This window comes from Sphingomonas sp. NFR15 (assembly GCF_900103265.1).
Classification (GTDB): Bacteria; Pseudomonadota; Alphaproteobacteria; order Sphingomonadales; family Sphingomonadaceae; genus Sphingomonas; species Sphingomonas pollutisoli.
The window spans coordinates 128,654-144,122 of record NZ_FMWX01000008.1; the positions used below are offsets into that span (position 1 = coordinate 128,654).

Below are 15,469 nucleotides of genomic sequence, written 5' to 3' on the forward strand. Positions count from 1 at the left end.
AGGCACGGCAAACTCCTCCCAGCAGGGAGGACGGCATGTTCGAGATCAGCATCAATGGAAATAGGCGCCAAGCGCAGGTGGACGGCGACACCCCGCTGCTCTGGGTGCTGCGCGACGTCCTCGGACTGACCGGCACTAAGTTCGGTTGCGGTATCGCCCAGTGCGGCGCCTGCACCGTGCACGTCGACGGTTCCCCCGTCCGCTCCTGCAGGCTGCCGGTCAGCGCGGTGGGTGCGCGCTCGATCACGACCATAGAGGGCATAGGGGCCAGCCCGATCGGCGCGAAGGTCCAGAAGGCCTGGCTAGACCTCGAGGTCATCCAGTGCGGCTACTGCCAATCGGGGCAGATCATGTCGGCCGTCGCGCTTCTGGAAGGCAACTCCAACCCCGACGACGAGGCCATCGACGCCGCCATGTCGGGCAACATCTGCCGCTGTGGAACCTATGTCCGCATCCGCGAGGGCATCAAGCGGGCCGCCAATGGTGGCTGACCCGTCCGTCTCCCGGCGCGATGCCCTCCGTGCGGCCGCCATCGGCGGAACCGCCCTGCTCCTCGGCGTGAATCTGCGCAGCGCCAGCATCGCCGCCATCTCGGGGGGAGCGTCCGCCACCTTCGCTCCGGACGCGTTCATCCGCATCACGTCCGACGGCCGGGCGACGCTGATCATGCCCCAGACGGAGATGGGTCAGGGCATCTACACCGCCCTGTCCATGCTCATCGCGGAGGAGCTCGACCTCCCACTCGACGAGGTGACGCTCGAAGAGGCTCCCGCAAACGACAAGCTCTACGGCAATCCGATCTTCAAGGTGCAGGCGACCGGCGGTTCAACCTCCGTGCGCGGCTACTGGCTACCGCTACGCACGGTCGGCGCCAGCGCGCGCGCCATGCTGGTGAGCGCCGCCGCCCGCCGCTGGCGGGTCGACCCCTCGACCTGTCGAACCGAGGCCGGTGAAGTCATTCACGACGCGAGCGGACGCCGGTCCTCCTACGGCCCGCTCGCCGCCGCGGCGATGCGGGAGACGCCGCCTTCCGCCCCTCAGCTGAAACGTCTGGAGGACTTCCGGCTCATAGGACGTTCGCATCGCCGCCTCGACACGCGGCCGAAAACCGACGGCTCATTGCGCTACGGCATCGATGCGATGCCGGAGGGTGTCCGCTTCGCCAGCCTTGCCTGCGCACCCGTCCTCGGCGGCCGCGTCGAGCGTGTCGACGACAGCCAGGCGCGGGCTCTTCCCGGTGTGCGCCAGATCATCGTGCTCAACGACATCGTCGCCGTCGTGGCCGACACCAGCTGGGGCGCGATGCGCGCGCTCGCCGCGATCGACATCAAGTGGCGCGACGGCGAGTTCGGCTCGCTATCGACCGAAACGCTCAGGGAGGCGCTGATCGAGGCCGGTCGCGCCGATGGCAATGTCGCCGTCGACACGGGAGCCAGCTCCAAGCTCTCGGGCGAAGGGGTGATCTCGGAATTCTACGACCTCCCGCTGCTCGCACACGCGCCGATGGAGCCGATGAACTGCACCGTCCACGTAACCGCGGAACGGTGCGAGGTCTGGGTGGGCACCCAGGTCATGACGATGACACAGCGCGCCGCCGCCGAGGAGGCGGGACTGCCTCCTGAGAAGGTCGTCGTGCACAACCACCTTATCGGTGGCGGCTTCGGCAGGCGTCTGGAGGTGGACGGCGTCCGCAAGGCCGTCCGCATCGCCCGCCACGTCGACGGGCCGGTGAAGGTGGTTTGGTCGCGCGAGGAGGACATCGCCCGCGCGCCCTATCGATCGCTATACGGCAGCTGGATGAGGGCACGCCTCGAGGACGGCAGGCCGGTCGCTTGGGGTCACAAGGTCGCGGGTCCGACCGTCGTCGGACGCTGGCTCCCGCCCGCCTTCGATGGAAAGGTCGACAACGACGCGGTCGATGGCGCCGCCGAGACGCCCTACGACCTGCCGGCAAGCTACGTCACCTGGGTCCGGCACGAGCCGAAGGGGATCGCCACGGCATTCTGGCGGGGCGTCGGTCCGAACATGAACGTGTTCGCCACGGAGAGCTTCGTCGACCGTGTCGCCCACGAGGCAGGCCGTAGCCCGTTGGATCTCCGCCGATCGATGATCGGCAAGCACCTCCGCGCGCGTGCCGTCCTAGATATGGCAGCCGAGAAGGCGGGTTGGAACGATCCCCTTCCCCACCGACAGGGCCGAGGTATCAGCCTGCAATTCGCGTTCGGCACCTACCTGTGCACGATCGCCGAGGTTGCCGTCGACGAGGACGGCGCGGTCAAGGTCTTGCGCATGACCACCGCGGTTGATTGCGGCACGCCCGTCAATCCCGACGGCATCGTCTCGCAGATCCAGGGCGGCATCATCTTCGGACTTTCGGCAGCGCTCCACGGCCGCATCACCATCTCGAACGGTCGGACGGAGCAGAGCAACTTCCATGACTACCGCGTCCTCCGGATGAACGAGACGCCCCGGATCGAGGTCCATGTGATCCGCAATGCCGAGCCGCCGGGCGGCATCGGGGAGCCCGGCACCGTGTCGGTCCAGGCCGCAGTGGCGAACGCGATCTATGCCGCGACCGGCGTCCATCTGACGAGGATGCCGATCGACCAGTCCCTTCTGGCCAAGGGAGCCCGAGCATGATCGGCCGCTACCGGAACTGGCTGCTCCTGGGAGGTGCGGCGCTGATCCTGGCCGCGGTGGTCGCCTGGAGGCTTCTCTTCCTCCCGGATGCTCTCGACTTCGCCGGAGGGACGCGCGTCCCGCTCGCGGACTACGGTCGGAGCGGCATCGCCGGCGTGCCGGAGGAACTCGCCAAGGCCGAGCCTCTCGCGAGGGGCAAGTATCTCGCGGAGGCCGCCGACTGCGCAGCGTGCCACACGGCGAAAGGCGGTAGGCCCTTCTCAGGTGGCCGGCCTTTCAAGCTCCCGTTCGGGACCATCTACACCCCGAACATCACGCCCGACCGGGAGACGGGGATCGGCGCCTGGACAGACGCTGAGTTCCTGCGCGCCGTCCACAAGGGCATCGGACGCAATGGCCAGCGACTATACCCGGCCTTCCCATACGCCTCCTACACGATGCTTACGGACGCCGACGTCATCGCGATAAGGCGGTATCTGGGTTCGCTCGCGGCCGTGCGGCAGGCCAACCTCCCGAACACCTTCGCGTTCCCGTTCAACCAGCGCTGGCTGATGGCGATATGGGGCGCGTTCTTCAATTCCGACCGGCGCTTCGAGCCGGTGCGCGAACGCAGCGTCCAATGGAATCGCGGCGCCTATCTGGTGGAGGCCGCCGGCCACTGCGGCGAGTGCCATACGCCGCGCACGCTCATGCAGGCGATGGATACGCGTAGAAAGTTCGCGGGTGGCCAGGCCGAAGGCTGGAATGCCTACAACATCTCCGGCGACCGGCTCAGCGGCATCGGTCAATGGACTGACGCGGAGCTGACCGAGTATCTCGCCAAGGGGCACGCGACCGGGCGTGGCGTGGCTTCGGGACCGATGGCCGAGGCCGTCGAGCTCAGCACGAGCCGCCTCACCCATTCCGACATCACAGCGATGGTCGCGTACCTGCGCACCATTCCGCCGGTCCGCACCAAGGCATCGCCCGCGATGGCCGGTCCCGCGCCCGCCGCCGCAAGCGCGGGGCCGAGCGGCAACGTGCCGGGCAAGCGCATCTTCGAGGGTGCATGCGCGAGCTGCCACGCGTGGTCCGGCCGCGGCGCGATCACCAGCGATCAGCAGCTCACCGGAAACCGTGCCGTCAACGACGGGTCGGCATCCAACGTCGCGATGATGATCCTGCACGGCACCGGCGGCACGCCCGAACGCCCCGGCGCCTACATGCCATCCTTCGCCGCCGCCTATAGCGACACCGAGATCGCAGACGTGGCGAATTACGTCACCGCGCGCTTCGGCGCGAAGCCTTCCCGCATCACCGCGTCCGACGTGAAGCGGATGCGCGAGGAATAATTCTAAAAAGGAGAATGAGAATGCACATGATGGACTGGAACGGATATCGCGACCAGGTGCTCGCCGGCGTCGGTGGCCTCGGCAAGCTCACGCCGGACACGACGCGCGGCTACGCCATGCTCGGCGGTGCCGGCGCCAAGACGGGGCACCTCGATCCTAAGACGCGCGAACTCATCGCCATCGCCTGCGCCATCACACTGCGCTGCGACGGGTGCATCACCGTCCACACGAAGGCGGCCCGCGAGGCCGGAGCGACAGAGGAGGAGCTCGCCGAAGCCCTGGGCGTGGCCATTTCACTCAACGCCGGTGCAGGTCTCGTCTACTCGACCCGCGCAATGGACGCCTTCGCAGCCTCGACAGAGGCCTGAAACGGACGCGGTCGGGAGCCAGGCTCCCGACCGCGAACTCCTTTCGAAGCGTATTCGAGCGGATCCCGTCGAAATCCCGTCAGCACCTCGTCGATCTCAGTGCCAGAGATCCGATCGCACGGAACGGCGCGCCGCCGGCGACTTCAGCATGATCGGCGCCACCGTCAGCGACGTCAGGCAGCCCAGTATCAAAGCCACCGCGCCATCGGCGATCTCGTGTATGACCGTGAAGTAGACGATCAGAGCGACGGCAACGAGGATCGCGCAGGCGACGAGGTGCCCACGCCGGTTTCGGGAAGTCGCGTTAGGCGCCCTCTCAGCCACGCCTGTCTCAGGCATTGCGGTCGGAAAGGGCGCCGGTCGCTTCACGCCGCAGCGGCCGTCGGGATCGGGTTCTCGATCATCGCCGCGTTGAAGCCGTTAACGACCGCGTGCTCACCCGAGCCTGGATTGTCGCGGAACGCCTGGATGGAATCCACGATGATCTCCTCGTCGTCGGACGACAGCTTGGCCATCGTCTCCGCGATGAACGCATCGAGCGGCATCGCGCGCGGGTCACCGCTCTTCACGATCAGGTCGGTATCGACCCATGGCGGAGCGATCTCCTGCACGCGCACCGAGGTGTCTCGCAGCATGAAACGCTGCGACATAGTGAAGCTGTGCAGCGCCGCCTTGCTCGCGGAATAGACCGCGTTGCCGGCGAGCGGCACGAAGGCCAGCACCGAGGTGTTGTTGATGATGACGCTGCGCGGCTGCGCCTTCAGGTGCTCGATCAGGGCCGACGTCAGGCGGATCGGCCCCAGCAGATTGGTCGTCAGGATCTGCTGGCTCACCGCGTCATCCATCGCGTTCGAAGCGTCGTCGAACGGCATGATGCCTGCATTGTTGACGAGCACGTTCATTGCCGGGAATTTGGCGATCAGTTCAGCCGCCGCCGCCTCGATACTGGCCGAATCTGTGATGTCCAGGCGGATGGCCGCCATGCCGGGATTGGCGGCGGTGACTTCATCCAGAAGCGCCTGTCGTCGGCCAGCGATGATCACCTGGTTTCCCTTGGCGTGAAAGGCCTCGGCCAGCGCGCGGCCGATGCCGGACGTCGCACCGGTGACCAGGATCGTGTTGTCGGTGAGTTGCATTTCAGTTCTCCAGGGAAAAAGCTCAGTCGCCTCGGCCGCCCGTGCGGATCCATTCCGAGACGAGGGAGGCATAGGCTGCGGCCGCATCCTCCCAGACGAAGTGACCGCTCTTCAGCACTTCATGCCTGCAATCGGGGATCAGCCGTTCCAGCAACGCGCCGTTGGAAGGCGGCACCAAGGGATCGTCGGCACCCGAGATCACGAGAACGGGCGACCCGATCCCGCCAGCGAAACCCTGGAGCAGCGGGAGATCGCGCGGGTAGGCTCGGACATACTGCGCAGCCTCCCGATACCGCCCGTGTGCCGACGAGAGCCTATAGTCCTCCATCACCTCGGCAGAGGGTTCCAAGGCGCTGAGCGCCTTGATGACCTCGACGATCGCCGCCGCGTCATCGCCGACGTCGAGCCCGGACTCCGGGCCCTCGATGATGCCGCGGAGGCGGTCGCCGACGAGCGACATGTCCGTGCCGCCACTGCCGACCGTGATCGTCGCGAACAGATCAGGGGCCTCATGCGCCGCGAAGAGCAGTGCCGGAGTGCCGACGTCGGGCCCGACCGCATGGCACCGCTGGATCCCCAGATGGTCCAGCAACCGCACGACGAGACCGCCCATTCCCGATGGGCATAGGGCCAGGTAACTCGCGTCCGACCGGCCGAAACCCGGTAGGTCGACCGCGATCAAGGGCCCGAGCTCCGCCAGGGCATCCCAGATGAAACGGAAGGCGAGAACGCTCTGAGGCCACGGGCTCGTCAGGAGGATCGGCAGACCGCGATCGGTGCCGCCCCTCACCAACCTCACCGAGAGCCCTTCGAAATCGATGGTCTCCGGTGCCGGCATCCCGGCGACGCCCTCACCTTCCGCGGTCACGAGACTTCGGCCAGGTAGCGGCTGCCGGGACGCGCATGGGCGAGATCGCCCGAGATGCGGCGGCGAAGCGCCTCGTATTCGTCCCACAGCGCGCCGTCCTCGAGCGGCGGGATCGTCACGACTTCACCCTGATCGAGGCCCGCGAGAGCCGCATCCACCATCAGCTCGACCGGCATCGCCAGCGGGCTGTTGGCGTAGTCGCCTGCGCCGGCGATACCCCAGAGCTCAGTCGCCGTTCCGCCCGGCAGGACCGCCTGGACGCGGACGTCCTTGTCGGCCAGCTCATGCTGCAGCGACTGGGTGAAGGCGAGGACGAAGGCCTTGCTGCCACCGTATACCCCGTTCAGGATCTCCGGGCCGATCGCGACGATCGACGAGATGTTGATGATCGTTCCGGTCCCGCGGGCGACGAAGGCCGGCGCGGCCGCGTAGGCGAGACGCATTGGCACGGTGACGTTCAGATCGATCATCAGCTCCATGCGCTCGACATCGGAATTGAGAAGCGGCGTAACGCCACCAAAGCCAGCATTGTTGACGAGCATGGTGATCGCGGCGTTGTCCCGCAGGACCTGCTCGACCCGGAACAGGTCGTCTCGGTCGGAAAGGTCGGCCGCGAGGACGTTGACCGCCCTGCCCGTCTCGTCGCTGATCCGCTTCGCCACCGCCTGCAGCCGATCCGCGTTCCGCGCCACCAGGATTAGATCATACCCGCGCTTCGCCAGACGGTCGGCGTAGATCGCGCCGATCCCGCTTGAAGCGCCCGTCACCAGCGCCGTGCCCATGCTGCTCATTAGAACCTCCTCGAAACCGCATCGTGCGGCTAACTGCGAATTAGGATTGTCAGGTCGCGTCCGAAATGACATAGAAACGACAGATTAGGACATTCGGACGAAAACCCATGCGCAAGGTCGGCTTCGTCATCCACCCGGGCTACTCCCCGATCACCCTCGCCATCTCGACAGTGTTCGAGATCGCGAACCTGCAGGCCGGCGCGCCGGTCTACGACGTCGCGATGCTCTCCGAGGACGGGGGGCCGGTGCGCACCTCGGTCGGGTTTGAGATCATGACGACGCGGTTCGCTGGAGATCAGCTCGATCTGCTGGTGGTCGGGGGCAGCATGGAGGACGCCACGTCTGGGGTGGTCGAGTTCGTCCGTCGCTCGCCGAGCTTCGCGCGCCGCATCGCCGCGCCATGCGTCGGAGCGCTGGTCCTCGCCGAGGCGGGCCTGCTGGATGGCCGACGGGCGACGACGCACTGGATGTATGCGCGGGCCATGGCGGAGAAGTATCCCCGGATAAGGGTCGAGGAGGACCGCATCTTCATAGCGGACGGTCCCGTCTGGACCTCGGCCGGAATGTCCGCGGGCATCGACCTCGCGCTCGCGCTCGTGGAGGAGGACCTCGGCCTGGACGCGGCGCGGCAGGTCGCTCGCAAGATGGTCGTCTATCATCGCCGCAGCGGCGGCCAGTCACAGTTCTCCACGCTGCTCGAACTCGAGCCGAAGTCCGACAGGATCCAGGCGGTCATGACCTTCGCGCGCCGGAACCTGTCCAGCAGACTGTCGGTCGAGGACCTTGCCGACGTGGCCCACCTCTCGCCGCGGCAGTTCAGCCGCGCCTTCCAAACGGAGACCGGGCAGTCGCCCGCCAAGGCCGTCGAGAACCTTCGCCTCGAAGCCGCAAGGACGATGATGGAGGACAGCAACCACTCCATCGACGTGGTCGCCCGGCAGACGGGCTTCGCGGATCGCGATCGCATGCGGCGGGCCTTCCTTCGCGCCTTCGGGCAGCCGCCGCAGGTCATCCGCAGAGCAGCACGCGGCGCGGACGCCGGCGAACTCGTAGAGGCGTGAGGCGAAGGTCAATTTCTCATCCCCGAATGAAAATGCCGACGAGCAGCGTCACAGCGAGGCCGAGCGATCCGATCGACGCCCGCAGGACCGTCTCCGAAAGCCGCAATCCACGAATGCTCATCGCCAACCTCTCGGTCTGGGGTGCCGGGCCGGCCCGCTGCAGGGGGCAGAGCAGCGTCGGGGGGGAGAGTGTGGCCGGCCCGGTCACGATGAATATCGTCTCCGGACGTGACCCAGGACAGCTGTCCGCCGGTCTGGCGACCCTGTGCTTTGGTAGGGTGCGGCAACCTCGGTGCACCCGAACGCATGCTGGCGACGGCGTCCCCAGCGGACGGTCCGGCCCTTCACGACCGGGAAGCCGAAGAGGGCCCGGGATGCGCCCGAGCCCTCTTGGTCTAACTGTGCCGCCGCCCGCTCTCCCCCTTTTGAGACGGGATCGCCCGGGCGAGAGCGGTTCAACCCTCGAGGAACATCCTTGCATGCTTGAGGAAGAGTTCCGGATGCTGGAACTGCGCGGCGTGGCCCGCGTCCGGATAGATGATTAGCTGGGCATCGGGGATGTGCTGCTGGAGGTGGAAAGAGTTGATCGTCGGCAGCATCACGTCGTCGGTGCCGTTGACGATGAGCGTGGGCATCGTGATCGCGGCGAGATCCGCGAAGCGCTCACCATGGGGCTCCAACCAGTCGCGGCCCGCGAGGGCCTGGGACATGATGCTCTCCGGCTTGGACGGAGGATCCCGGTCCTCGGTCCGCTCCGCGCGGCGCGCCATGAACGCGCGACCGCCTGCCTTGCCGGTCTCCGAATGGCCGAAGAAGAGCCAAAGCATGTCATCCTCGCCGGCGTTGCCAGTCGCGCGCCGCCGGACCTCCTCCATGTAGCGGGAAGGCTCGCCACCACGCGGACTGGTCCCGCACAGGATGAGGCGCCTCAGGCGCGGGGCGTTCGCCTTTGCGAAGGCCTGGGCGACCATGCCGCCGATGGAGAAGCCGAGCAGATCGAACGTGTCGAGACCGATCGCATCGACGAACTCGACGATGGCGGCCGCCATGCCTTCGATCGTCTGCGGCGTGGTGCCGACCGAACCGCCGATGCCAGGAACGTCGACCAGGATGACCTCGCGATCCTGCGCCAGACCATTCGTCAGGATGGGATCCCAATGATCCAGACCACCGGTGAAGTGCTGGAGAAGGACGATCTGGCCGCCCGCCGCGTTTCCGAAGCGGCGGTAGGCGAACTTGGTCTCGCCTGATTCGACGAACTGGGTTGGTGCCGTGCGATGGCCATGCATTACGCTTCTCCTCTCGGCGAACACTTGCCGTCATCAACCATCGCGGGCGACACATACGATGGTCTGGGCCGGGCGTCGGCTGGACGGTAACGAGCCCCTTCGCACCTGCCGCGACACGCCGAAGATCTCCGAGAACGACCAAGTTCGTGGAGCCGCCGTCCAAGCGCCGATGCTCGGGAGCCGACCATGGTATGGGCCTCCGCCGTCCCTCGTAGGATGGCGGGCAGCCTGCGCAGCGCGCATCGTCGTGGGGAACCCGCAACGAGGAACGCGATGTCCTACACGCCCAGCAACCCGGCCTATGCCGATCCGCCCGAACCCGCGCTTCCCCCGAGCAGCTTCGTCTTCGATAAGAGCAAGGCCGCGCTGGTCATCACGGATCCGCAGATCGACTTCCTCGGCGAGGACGGTGCCGCCTATGCGGTCTTCGCCGAAAGCATCGCCGAGCAGGGCACCGTGCCCAACCTGCGGCGACTGATGGTGGCGGCGCGCGACGCAGGCATTCCGATCATCATCTCCCCCCATTACTACTATCCGCACGATGACCGGTGGAGCTTCAACGCCCCGGGCGAGGCGCTCATGCACAAGCTCGGCATGTTCAAACGCCAGGATCCGCTGTCGGTCGATGGGTTCGAAGGCTCCGGCGCAGACTGGCTCCCGGTCCTCAAGGACGTGATCGAGGACGGGCGCACCATCGTCTGCTCCCCGCACAAGATCGCCGGGCCGCAGACCAACGACACCCTCTTCCAGCTGCGCAAGACGGGTGCCACGCAGGTGATCCTCGCGGGCATGGCCGCGAACTTCTGCGTCGAATCGCATCTGCGCGACTTCGCCGAACACGGATTGGAGGTCGCCGTAGTCCGCGATGCCACGGCCGGCAGCAAGATTCCGGAGGGCGACGCCTATGCGGCCGCGCTTCTCAACTTCCGCTGGTTCGCCAATGCGCTCTGGTCGACCGACGAAGCCGTCGCGAAACTGGGCCAAGCGGCGTGAGCGGGCCTTCGACACTCGGCTGGACGCCAGACACCACCCGGCGCGAGCTGCTCGGTGGGATGGCCGCTCTCGGCCTCGTCGCCACCCTCCCCGCCTGTTCCATCGCCGGCAATTCCGCAGACATCAAAGGAGACATGACCATGGCAACCTTCAACACCAAGGACGGCACTGAGATCTTCTACAAGGACTGGGGTCCCAAAGACGCTCAGCCGATCTTCTTCCATCACGGCTGGCCCCTGTCGTCGGACGACTGGGACAACCAAATGCTCTACTTCCTGGGCAAGGGCTTCCGCGTCGTCTCGCACGATCGCCGCGGCCACGGCCGCTCGACGCAGACCGACACCGGCAACGACATGGACACCTACGTGGCCGACGTCATCGAGTTGACCGACAAGCTCGACCTAAAGAACGCCGTCCACATCGGCCACTCGACCGGCGGCGGGGAAGCCTGCCGCTACGCAGCCCGTGCCAAGGCCGGCCGCGTCGCCAAGGTGGTGCTCGCCGGCGCCGTTCCGCCGATCATGGTCAAGTCGGACAAGAACCCCGGCGGCAGCCCCATGGAGGTGTTCGACGGCTACCGCAACGCGCTCGCGGCGAACCGCGCCCAGCTCTATCTCGATATCGCCAGCGGCCCTTTCTACGGCTTCAACCGCCCGGGTGCCAAGGTGATCCAGGGCACGATCCAGAATTGGTGGCGGCAGGGCATGATGGGCGGCGCGAAGGCGCAGTACGACTGCATCAAGGTCTTCTCGGAAACCGACTTCACCGAGGACCTCAAGGCGATCAGCGTCCCGACGTTCGTCATCCATGGCGACGACGATCAGGTCGTGCCAATCGCCGACGCGGCGCTCCTCGCGATCAAGCTCCTCAAGAAGGGCGAGCTGAAGGTCTACAGGGGCTATCCCCACGGCATGCTGACGGTCCATGCCGACGTCCTGAACCCGGACATCCTGGCTTTCATCAAGGCCTGACCCATCGGGGCCGGACGTTCCGGTCCCCGAAGAAGCGGCGCCTCCGAGGACATCCTCGGGGGCGTCTCCGCATTCAGGCCTTTGGCGCGGGTTCGTCCTCGGCCGTCGCCACCGGAAGGTCGAAGGAGAAGCAGGCGCCTCCGCCGACGACGTTCGTGACGGACAGCTGGCCACCCATGGCCTCGATGGCGGAGCGGCATATCTGCAGCCCCATACCGATGCCCGTGGGCTTCGTCGTGAAGAAGGGCTCGAACATCCGCTCAAAGTCTTCGTCGGGAATGCCCGGCCCAGTATCCATGACACGCACCCGGACCAGCTCTCCCTCCTCGAGCAGCTGGATCGTGATCCGGCGCTGGCCGCCCTGATCCCGCATCGCATCGGTCGCGTTGCTGACAAGATTCACGAGGACCTGCTGCAGTTCGACCGGATCACCCTTGATCAGCGGGATACTCCGCGGGCTGTCTATCTGCAGCGTCGTCGCGGCACCGGCGAGATCGTGTGCGAGGAGATCCCTGGTATCCTCGGCGAGCCGCCGCAGATCGATTTCCTCCACGGCTCGGCGACCGGCGACGATGTTCTCACGCGTCCTCTGAACGATGCCGGCGACCCGCTGCGCGGTCCTTTCCACACGCTTCAGAATGCTCGCGACCTTCTCGATGTCGGGAACATCCCGAAGAGCCAGGCGCAGCCCCGTCTGCGCGTCGATCAGGATCGATGCGATCGGCTGATTCAGCTCATGCGCGATGGACGCTGAGAGCGCACCCACGGTCGCGACCCGGTTAGCGCGCGCCAGTTCCGATTGGGCGGCACGCCGCATTTCCTCGATGCGCATCTGATCGGTGAGATCCACGCAGCTGGCGAGATGCAATCCGTCCGCCAACCTTGTCACGTTGTAGTAGACCGGGATCCGCCTGCCGCCCTTTCCGATGAGCACCGCAGGGCCATCGATGTGATCAACGCCGGCGAAGTACATCTCCAGCTGCCGCAGCAGCAGTTCGGCCCCATCCTCGGCGAGGTCCGCTGCCGGATGCGAGACCAGGTTGGCCACGTCGTCGTAGCCGAGCAGACGGGCCATCGCCTCGTTGACGCGCACCGTCCGGATCGAGCCGAGCGTATCCGCAAGTTCGACGGGATGGGCCGACATGTATCCGCGAAGATCCGCCACCCCTCGCGTCTTCAGGTCGTCGATCCGTTGCTCGGCGGCGCTGAAATCCACCTCGACGAAGGTCATGTTGCTGACGTCGAATAGGCCCGCGTAGCGCCGCTCGGTCCTCAGCAGCTCGGTCGTGCGATCGGCGACGCGCTGCTCAAGCGTCTCGTTCAGGTCCCGCACCCTCTGATGGGCCGCCACCTCGTCATGGATGTCGGAGACGCCGCCATAGTAGCGGATCTGGTCGGATCCGTCGGCGATCGGCACCGGCCTCCCGACCAGCGACATCCACCGGTAGCTGCCGTCAGCGTGTCTCAGCCGGAACGTCTCCCGTAGCTCCTTGCCGGCGGAAAACGACTTCTCCAGATTGGCCAGATAGGCTTCGCGATCGTCGGGGTGGAAGTCCTCGATCCAGTCCTGCCTCTCGATGACGGCGTTCAGGTCCCTACCGGTGACCTCCGTGAAGCGCTCGTTGTAGAAGTCGACGTTGGCATGGCGGTCGGCGCGCCATAAAATCTGCGGTACCGAGTTAGTGAAGTTAATCAGCTCACGACGGCTGTCCTCGAGTTCAGCGCGCAAATCCTGCAGCTGCTCTTTCGCCATGACCTCGTTGTGGACATCTGAAAGCCCACCAAATCGCTCGACCCGGTCCGAGAGCGGCGAATAGGCTGGGTTGTCGTAGATCTGCATCCATCGGTAAGACCCATCCGTCTGGCGAACCCTGACCTTCAGGTCTGTGACAGTCTGGGTCGCAACGGCATGTGACACGGTTTCGTCGAGTATCGCGATGTCGTCTGGATGGACGACGTCGTTGTAGTTTTGCTCTGCTATGACCGTCAGCCGATCAAGCCCCGTGACGGTTGTCCAACGTTCGTTGAGCAATTCGATCCGTCCCTCTGGATTGGAGCGCCAAAGCACAAATGGCACGGAGTTGGCGAACAACTCGAGTTCCGACCTGCTTCTCTCAAGATCGCGCTTGGCTACCTCAAGTCGCTTTCGGCTGATAAGGAGCGCCGCCGTCACACCGATGGCGATGCAGGCGAAGAGACATCGCAGGGCGCTCGACGGGGACGGTTGTCCGAAGTGGGCGACGACCCATGCGGCGACCGTCAGGGCCACGCATATCTGCGCGGCGCGCAGGACAGTGGCATGACCAGCGGCCAAGGAGACAAGCACCAGCACTGGGAGATACAGGATTGAGACCGCAAAGTCGTATTCAGCGATGCTATCAATCCAGAAGACAGCGGCAGCCCCGATCGCGGCCACGGCCAACATCAAGACATTTCTCACCCCTTCATTCATGCCCCACCGTATCTTCGTATCGCCGCGCCTGATGGCCACGCATGCACGATCTCATAGCGCATGAGCCCAATCTCGTCGCATGATCATTGCGGGACGAATGCCGGAAGGCTGCGGGGTGGGTTATTCCGTCAGACCGGGGTGCGGAGCGAAGAGCGTCGCGATGAAGGCGCCGTATGTCATGATACCAGCCACAAAGCGGGCCCCCTAGCGGAACCACAGGGCCGGTCGTACGCTTCTCTTTAGTCAGCTACAATCGCATCATCCCGAATGCGTGAAGGCCGATAGGCCGTCTCGCACGCTCATCCGTCTGGAGCATCTGAACTTTGGAATCCCGACCGCGTAATTTCACACGCACGATCGCCGTCGTCGATGACGACAAGGATCTCCGGACGTCGCTCGGCGATCTCCTGGAAAGCGTGGGATACACGGCACTTATTTTTGACAGCGCGGACAGCTTTCTGTCCTCGGATGCGCGCGACGGGGTCGATTGTGTGATCAGCGATATCCAGATGAAAGGTATGAACGGATTGGAGCTCGCTCGAACAGTGCGTTCCAGCAACACCCCCATTATTCTCATCACCGCATTCCCAACGCCAGAGATCAGCTGCCAGGCCAAATCTGCGGGCGTCCGTCAGCTGCTTTTCAAACCGTTCAACTCGCAGGCGCTCATCGACGATCTCCAAGGCATTTTCGCCTAAGGCCTTTTCCTCGGTCAGCCGGCGCCAAGTCTTTGCAGCCGGGTTTTTCGCTTTAGCGAAGCCATCGTCGCGAGGAATGCGGAAGAGCCGATCGCGACAGCCACCGCAGACCCTTCGGGACCGAATGTGCCGCCGGTGATCCAACTCGCGAACGCTCCGTCTGGAACGCTGCGAAAAAGACTGCCGTCGCTTGGCATGCCGGATACCGGTGCTCCGAAGATGGCGCCCTGCGCGAAGTTCCATCCTGCATGGACACCAACGGAAAGCCAGATCCGACCCGTCAGAAGGTAGAATCCTGCCAGCATGAGCCCCGCCTCCACTGCGATCGCGAGGGCCGAGATGAGCGAGGCGTGCGGGTTGGCGAGATGGGCTCCGCCGAAGATGAGCGCCGAAAGCGCCAGCGCCGGTCTAACGCGAAAGGCGCAGGCCAACATCCGAAAGATCACAAGCCTTGCGAGGAGCTCTTCAAGCAGGCCAGTCCCCAAGGTCTCCCGGACATCATGCGGCCAATCGGTCCACCGCCCCCAGACCAGTTGGTAAACGCCCGCGAGCCATAGCAGGCCGACGACGGCCGTCATGAGGAGGCCGCCGAGTGCGATACCTCCGAGCAGTTCGATCGGAAGTCGCCCGGGCGCAAGCTCGTCCACGTCCCGGCGCTCGAACCTGCGGACAAGCAACGCGTAGGCGCCATACGCCAGCGCAACCGTGAGAAAGGCGATCCCGAGCAGCAGCGTCTGGTTCGGATAGAATCCTCGCACGATTGACTGGAGCGAGAGGATTGACGCCAGGACGACAAGCAGCGCGACGAGCCAAACAAGACTGCGGAGCGGACGCCTAGGCCCCTGGCGCAGCACTCCGCCGGCCGCTGGCA

The 15,469-nt window shown here is 65.5% G+C and carries 15 protein-coding genes; 8 read left to right on the forward strand and 7 right to left on the reverse strand.

Going from position 1 to position 15,469, the window contains the following annotated elements:
• Positions 1–35 precede the first annotated feature (35 nt).
• The 4 genes from BLS81_RS17050 to BLS81_RS17065 are packed head-to-tail and all read left to right on the forward strand — an operon-like array spanning position 36 to position 4,339.
• Positions 36–491, forward strand: coding sequence for a (2Fe-2S)-binding protein (locus tag BLS81_RS17050; protein WP_093225676.1), 456 nt, complete (start codon positions 36–38; stop codon positions 489–491).
• Positions 481–2,640 (forward strand): xanthine dehydrogenase family protein molybdopterin-binding subunit, encoded by a 2,160-nt coding sequence (locus tag BLS81_RS17055; RefSeq protein ID WP_093225677.1) that lies wholly within the window; start codon positions 481–483, stop codon positions 2,638–2,640. The genes BLS81_RS17050 and BLS81_RS17055 overlap by 11 nt, the downstream gene beginning before the upstream one ends.
• Positions 2,637–3,971: a cytochrome c gene (locus BLS81_RS17060; RefSeq protein ID WP_093225679.1), complete on the forward strand. Its 1,335-nt coding sequence runs from the start codon at positions 2,637–2,639 to the stop codon at positions 3,969–3,971. Before BLS81_RS17055 ends, BLS81_RS17060 begins: the two co-directional genes overlap by 4 nt.
• Before the next feature lie 20 nt (positions 3,972–3,991).
• Positions 3,992–4,339, forward strand: coding sequence for a carboxymuconolactone decarboxylase family protein (locus tag BLS81_RS17065; RefSeq protein WP_371128299.1), 348 nt, complete (start codon positions 3,992–3,994; stop codon positions 4,337–4,339).
• Positions 4,340–4,435: 96 nt separating this feature from the next.
• Here BLS81_RS17065 and BLS81_RS17070 read toward each other — a convergent pair whose 3' ends face one another.
• The 4 genes from BLS81_RS17070 to BLS81_RS17085 are packed head-to-tail and all read right to left on the reverse strand — an operon-like array spanning position 4,436 to position 7,134.
• Positions 4,436–4,678: a hypothetical protein gene (locus BLS81_RS17070; RefSeq protein WP_093225680.1), complete on the reverse strand. Its 243-nt coding sequence runs from the start codon at positions 4,676–4,678 to the stop codon at positions 4,436–4,438.
• A 26-nt stretch (positions 4,679–4,704) separates the two neighbouring features.
• Positions 4,705–5,475, reverse strand: a complete 771-nt coding sequence (locus BLS81_RS17075) for an SDR family oxidoreductase (RefSeq protein WP_093225682.1) — start codon at positions 5,473–5,475, stop codon at positions 4,705–4,707.
• Between the two features lie 22 nt (positions 5,476–5,497).
• Positions 5,498–6,343 (reverse strand): alpha/beta fold hydrolase, encoded by an 846-nt coding sequence (locus BLS81_RS17080; RefSeq protein WP_093225683.1) that lies wholly within the window; start codon positions 6,341–6,343, stop codon positions 5,498–5,500.
• Positions 6,340–7,134, reverse strand: coding sequence for an SDR family NAD(P)-dependent oxidoreductase (locus tag BLS81_RS17085; RefSeq protein WP_093225685.1), 795 nt, complete (start codon positions 7,132–7,134; stop codon positions 6,340–6,342). The genes BLS81_RS17080 and BLS81_RS17085 overlap by 4 nt, the downstream gene beginning before the upstream one ends.
• A gap of 107 nt (positions 7,135–7,241) precedes the next feature.
• Here BLS81_RS17085 and BLS81_RS17090 point away from each other — a divergent pair, with 107 nt between their 5' ends.
• A complete protein-coding gene (locus BLS81_RS17090) occupies positions 7,242–8,195 on the forward strand; it encodes a GlxA family transcriptional regulator (protein ID WP_093225686.1) in 954 nt (317 codons plus the stop codon).
• 455 nt (positions 8,196–8,650) lie between these two features.
• Here BLS81_RS17090 and BLS81_RS17100 read toward each other — a convergent pair whose 3' ends face one another.
• Positions 8,651–9,484: an alpha/beta fold hydrolase gene (locus tag BLS81_RS17100; protein WP_093225689.1), complete on the reverse strand. Its 834-nt coding sequence runs from the start codon at positions 9,482–9,484 to the stop codon at positions 8,651–8,653.
• Between the two features lie 216 nt (positions 9,485–9,700).
• Here BLS81_RS17100 and BLS81_RS17105 point away from each other — a divergent pair, with 216 nt between their 5' ends.
• On the forward strand, positions 9,701–10,477 hold the full coding sequence (locus BLS81_RS17105; protein WP_218123149.1) for a cysteine hydrolase family protein: 777 nt from the start codon (positions 9,701–9,703) through the stop codon (positions 10,475–10,477).
• A gap of 140 nt (positions 10,478–10,617) precedes the next feature.
• Positions 10,618–11,448, forward strand: coding sequence for an alpha/beta fold hydrolase (locus BLS81_RS17110; protein WP_218123157.1), 831 nt, complete (start codon positions 10,618–10,620; stop codon positions 11,446–11,448).
• A 73-nt stretch (positions 11,449–11,521) separates the two neighbouring features.
• Here the strand turns inward: BLS81_RS17110 and BLS81_RS17115 are convergent, their stop codons facing one another.
• Positions 11,522–13,900 (reverse strand): PAS domain-containing sensor histidine kinase, encoded by a 2,379-nt coding sequence (locus tag BLS81_RS17115; RefSeq protein WP_176787226.1) that lies wholly within the window; start codon positions 13,898–13,900, stop codon positions 11,522–11,524.
• 323 nt (positions 13,901–14,223) lie between these two features.
• Between BLS81_RS17115 and BLS81_RS17120 the strand changes: the two genes are divergently transcribed.
• Positions 14,224–14,598, forward strand: coding sequence for a response regulator transcription factor (locus BLS81_RS17120; protein ID WP_218123150.1), 375 nt, complete (start codon positions 14,224–14,226; stop codon positions 14,596–14,598).
• 14 nt (positions 14,599–14,612) lie between these two features.
• Here the strand turns inward: BLS81_RS17120 and BLS81_RS17125 are convergent, their stop codons facing one another.
• Complete coding sequence (locus BLS81_RS17125) at positions 14,613–15,356, reverse strand: CPBP family intramembrane glutamic endopeptidase (protein WP_176787227.1); 744 nt, start codon at positions 15,354–15,356, stop codon at positions 14,613–14,615.
• Positions 15,357–15,469 lie beyond the last annotated feature (113 nt).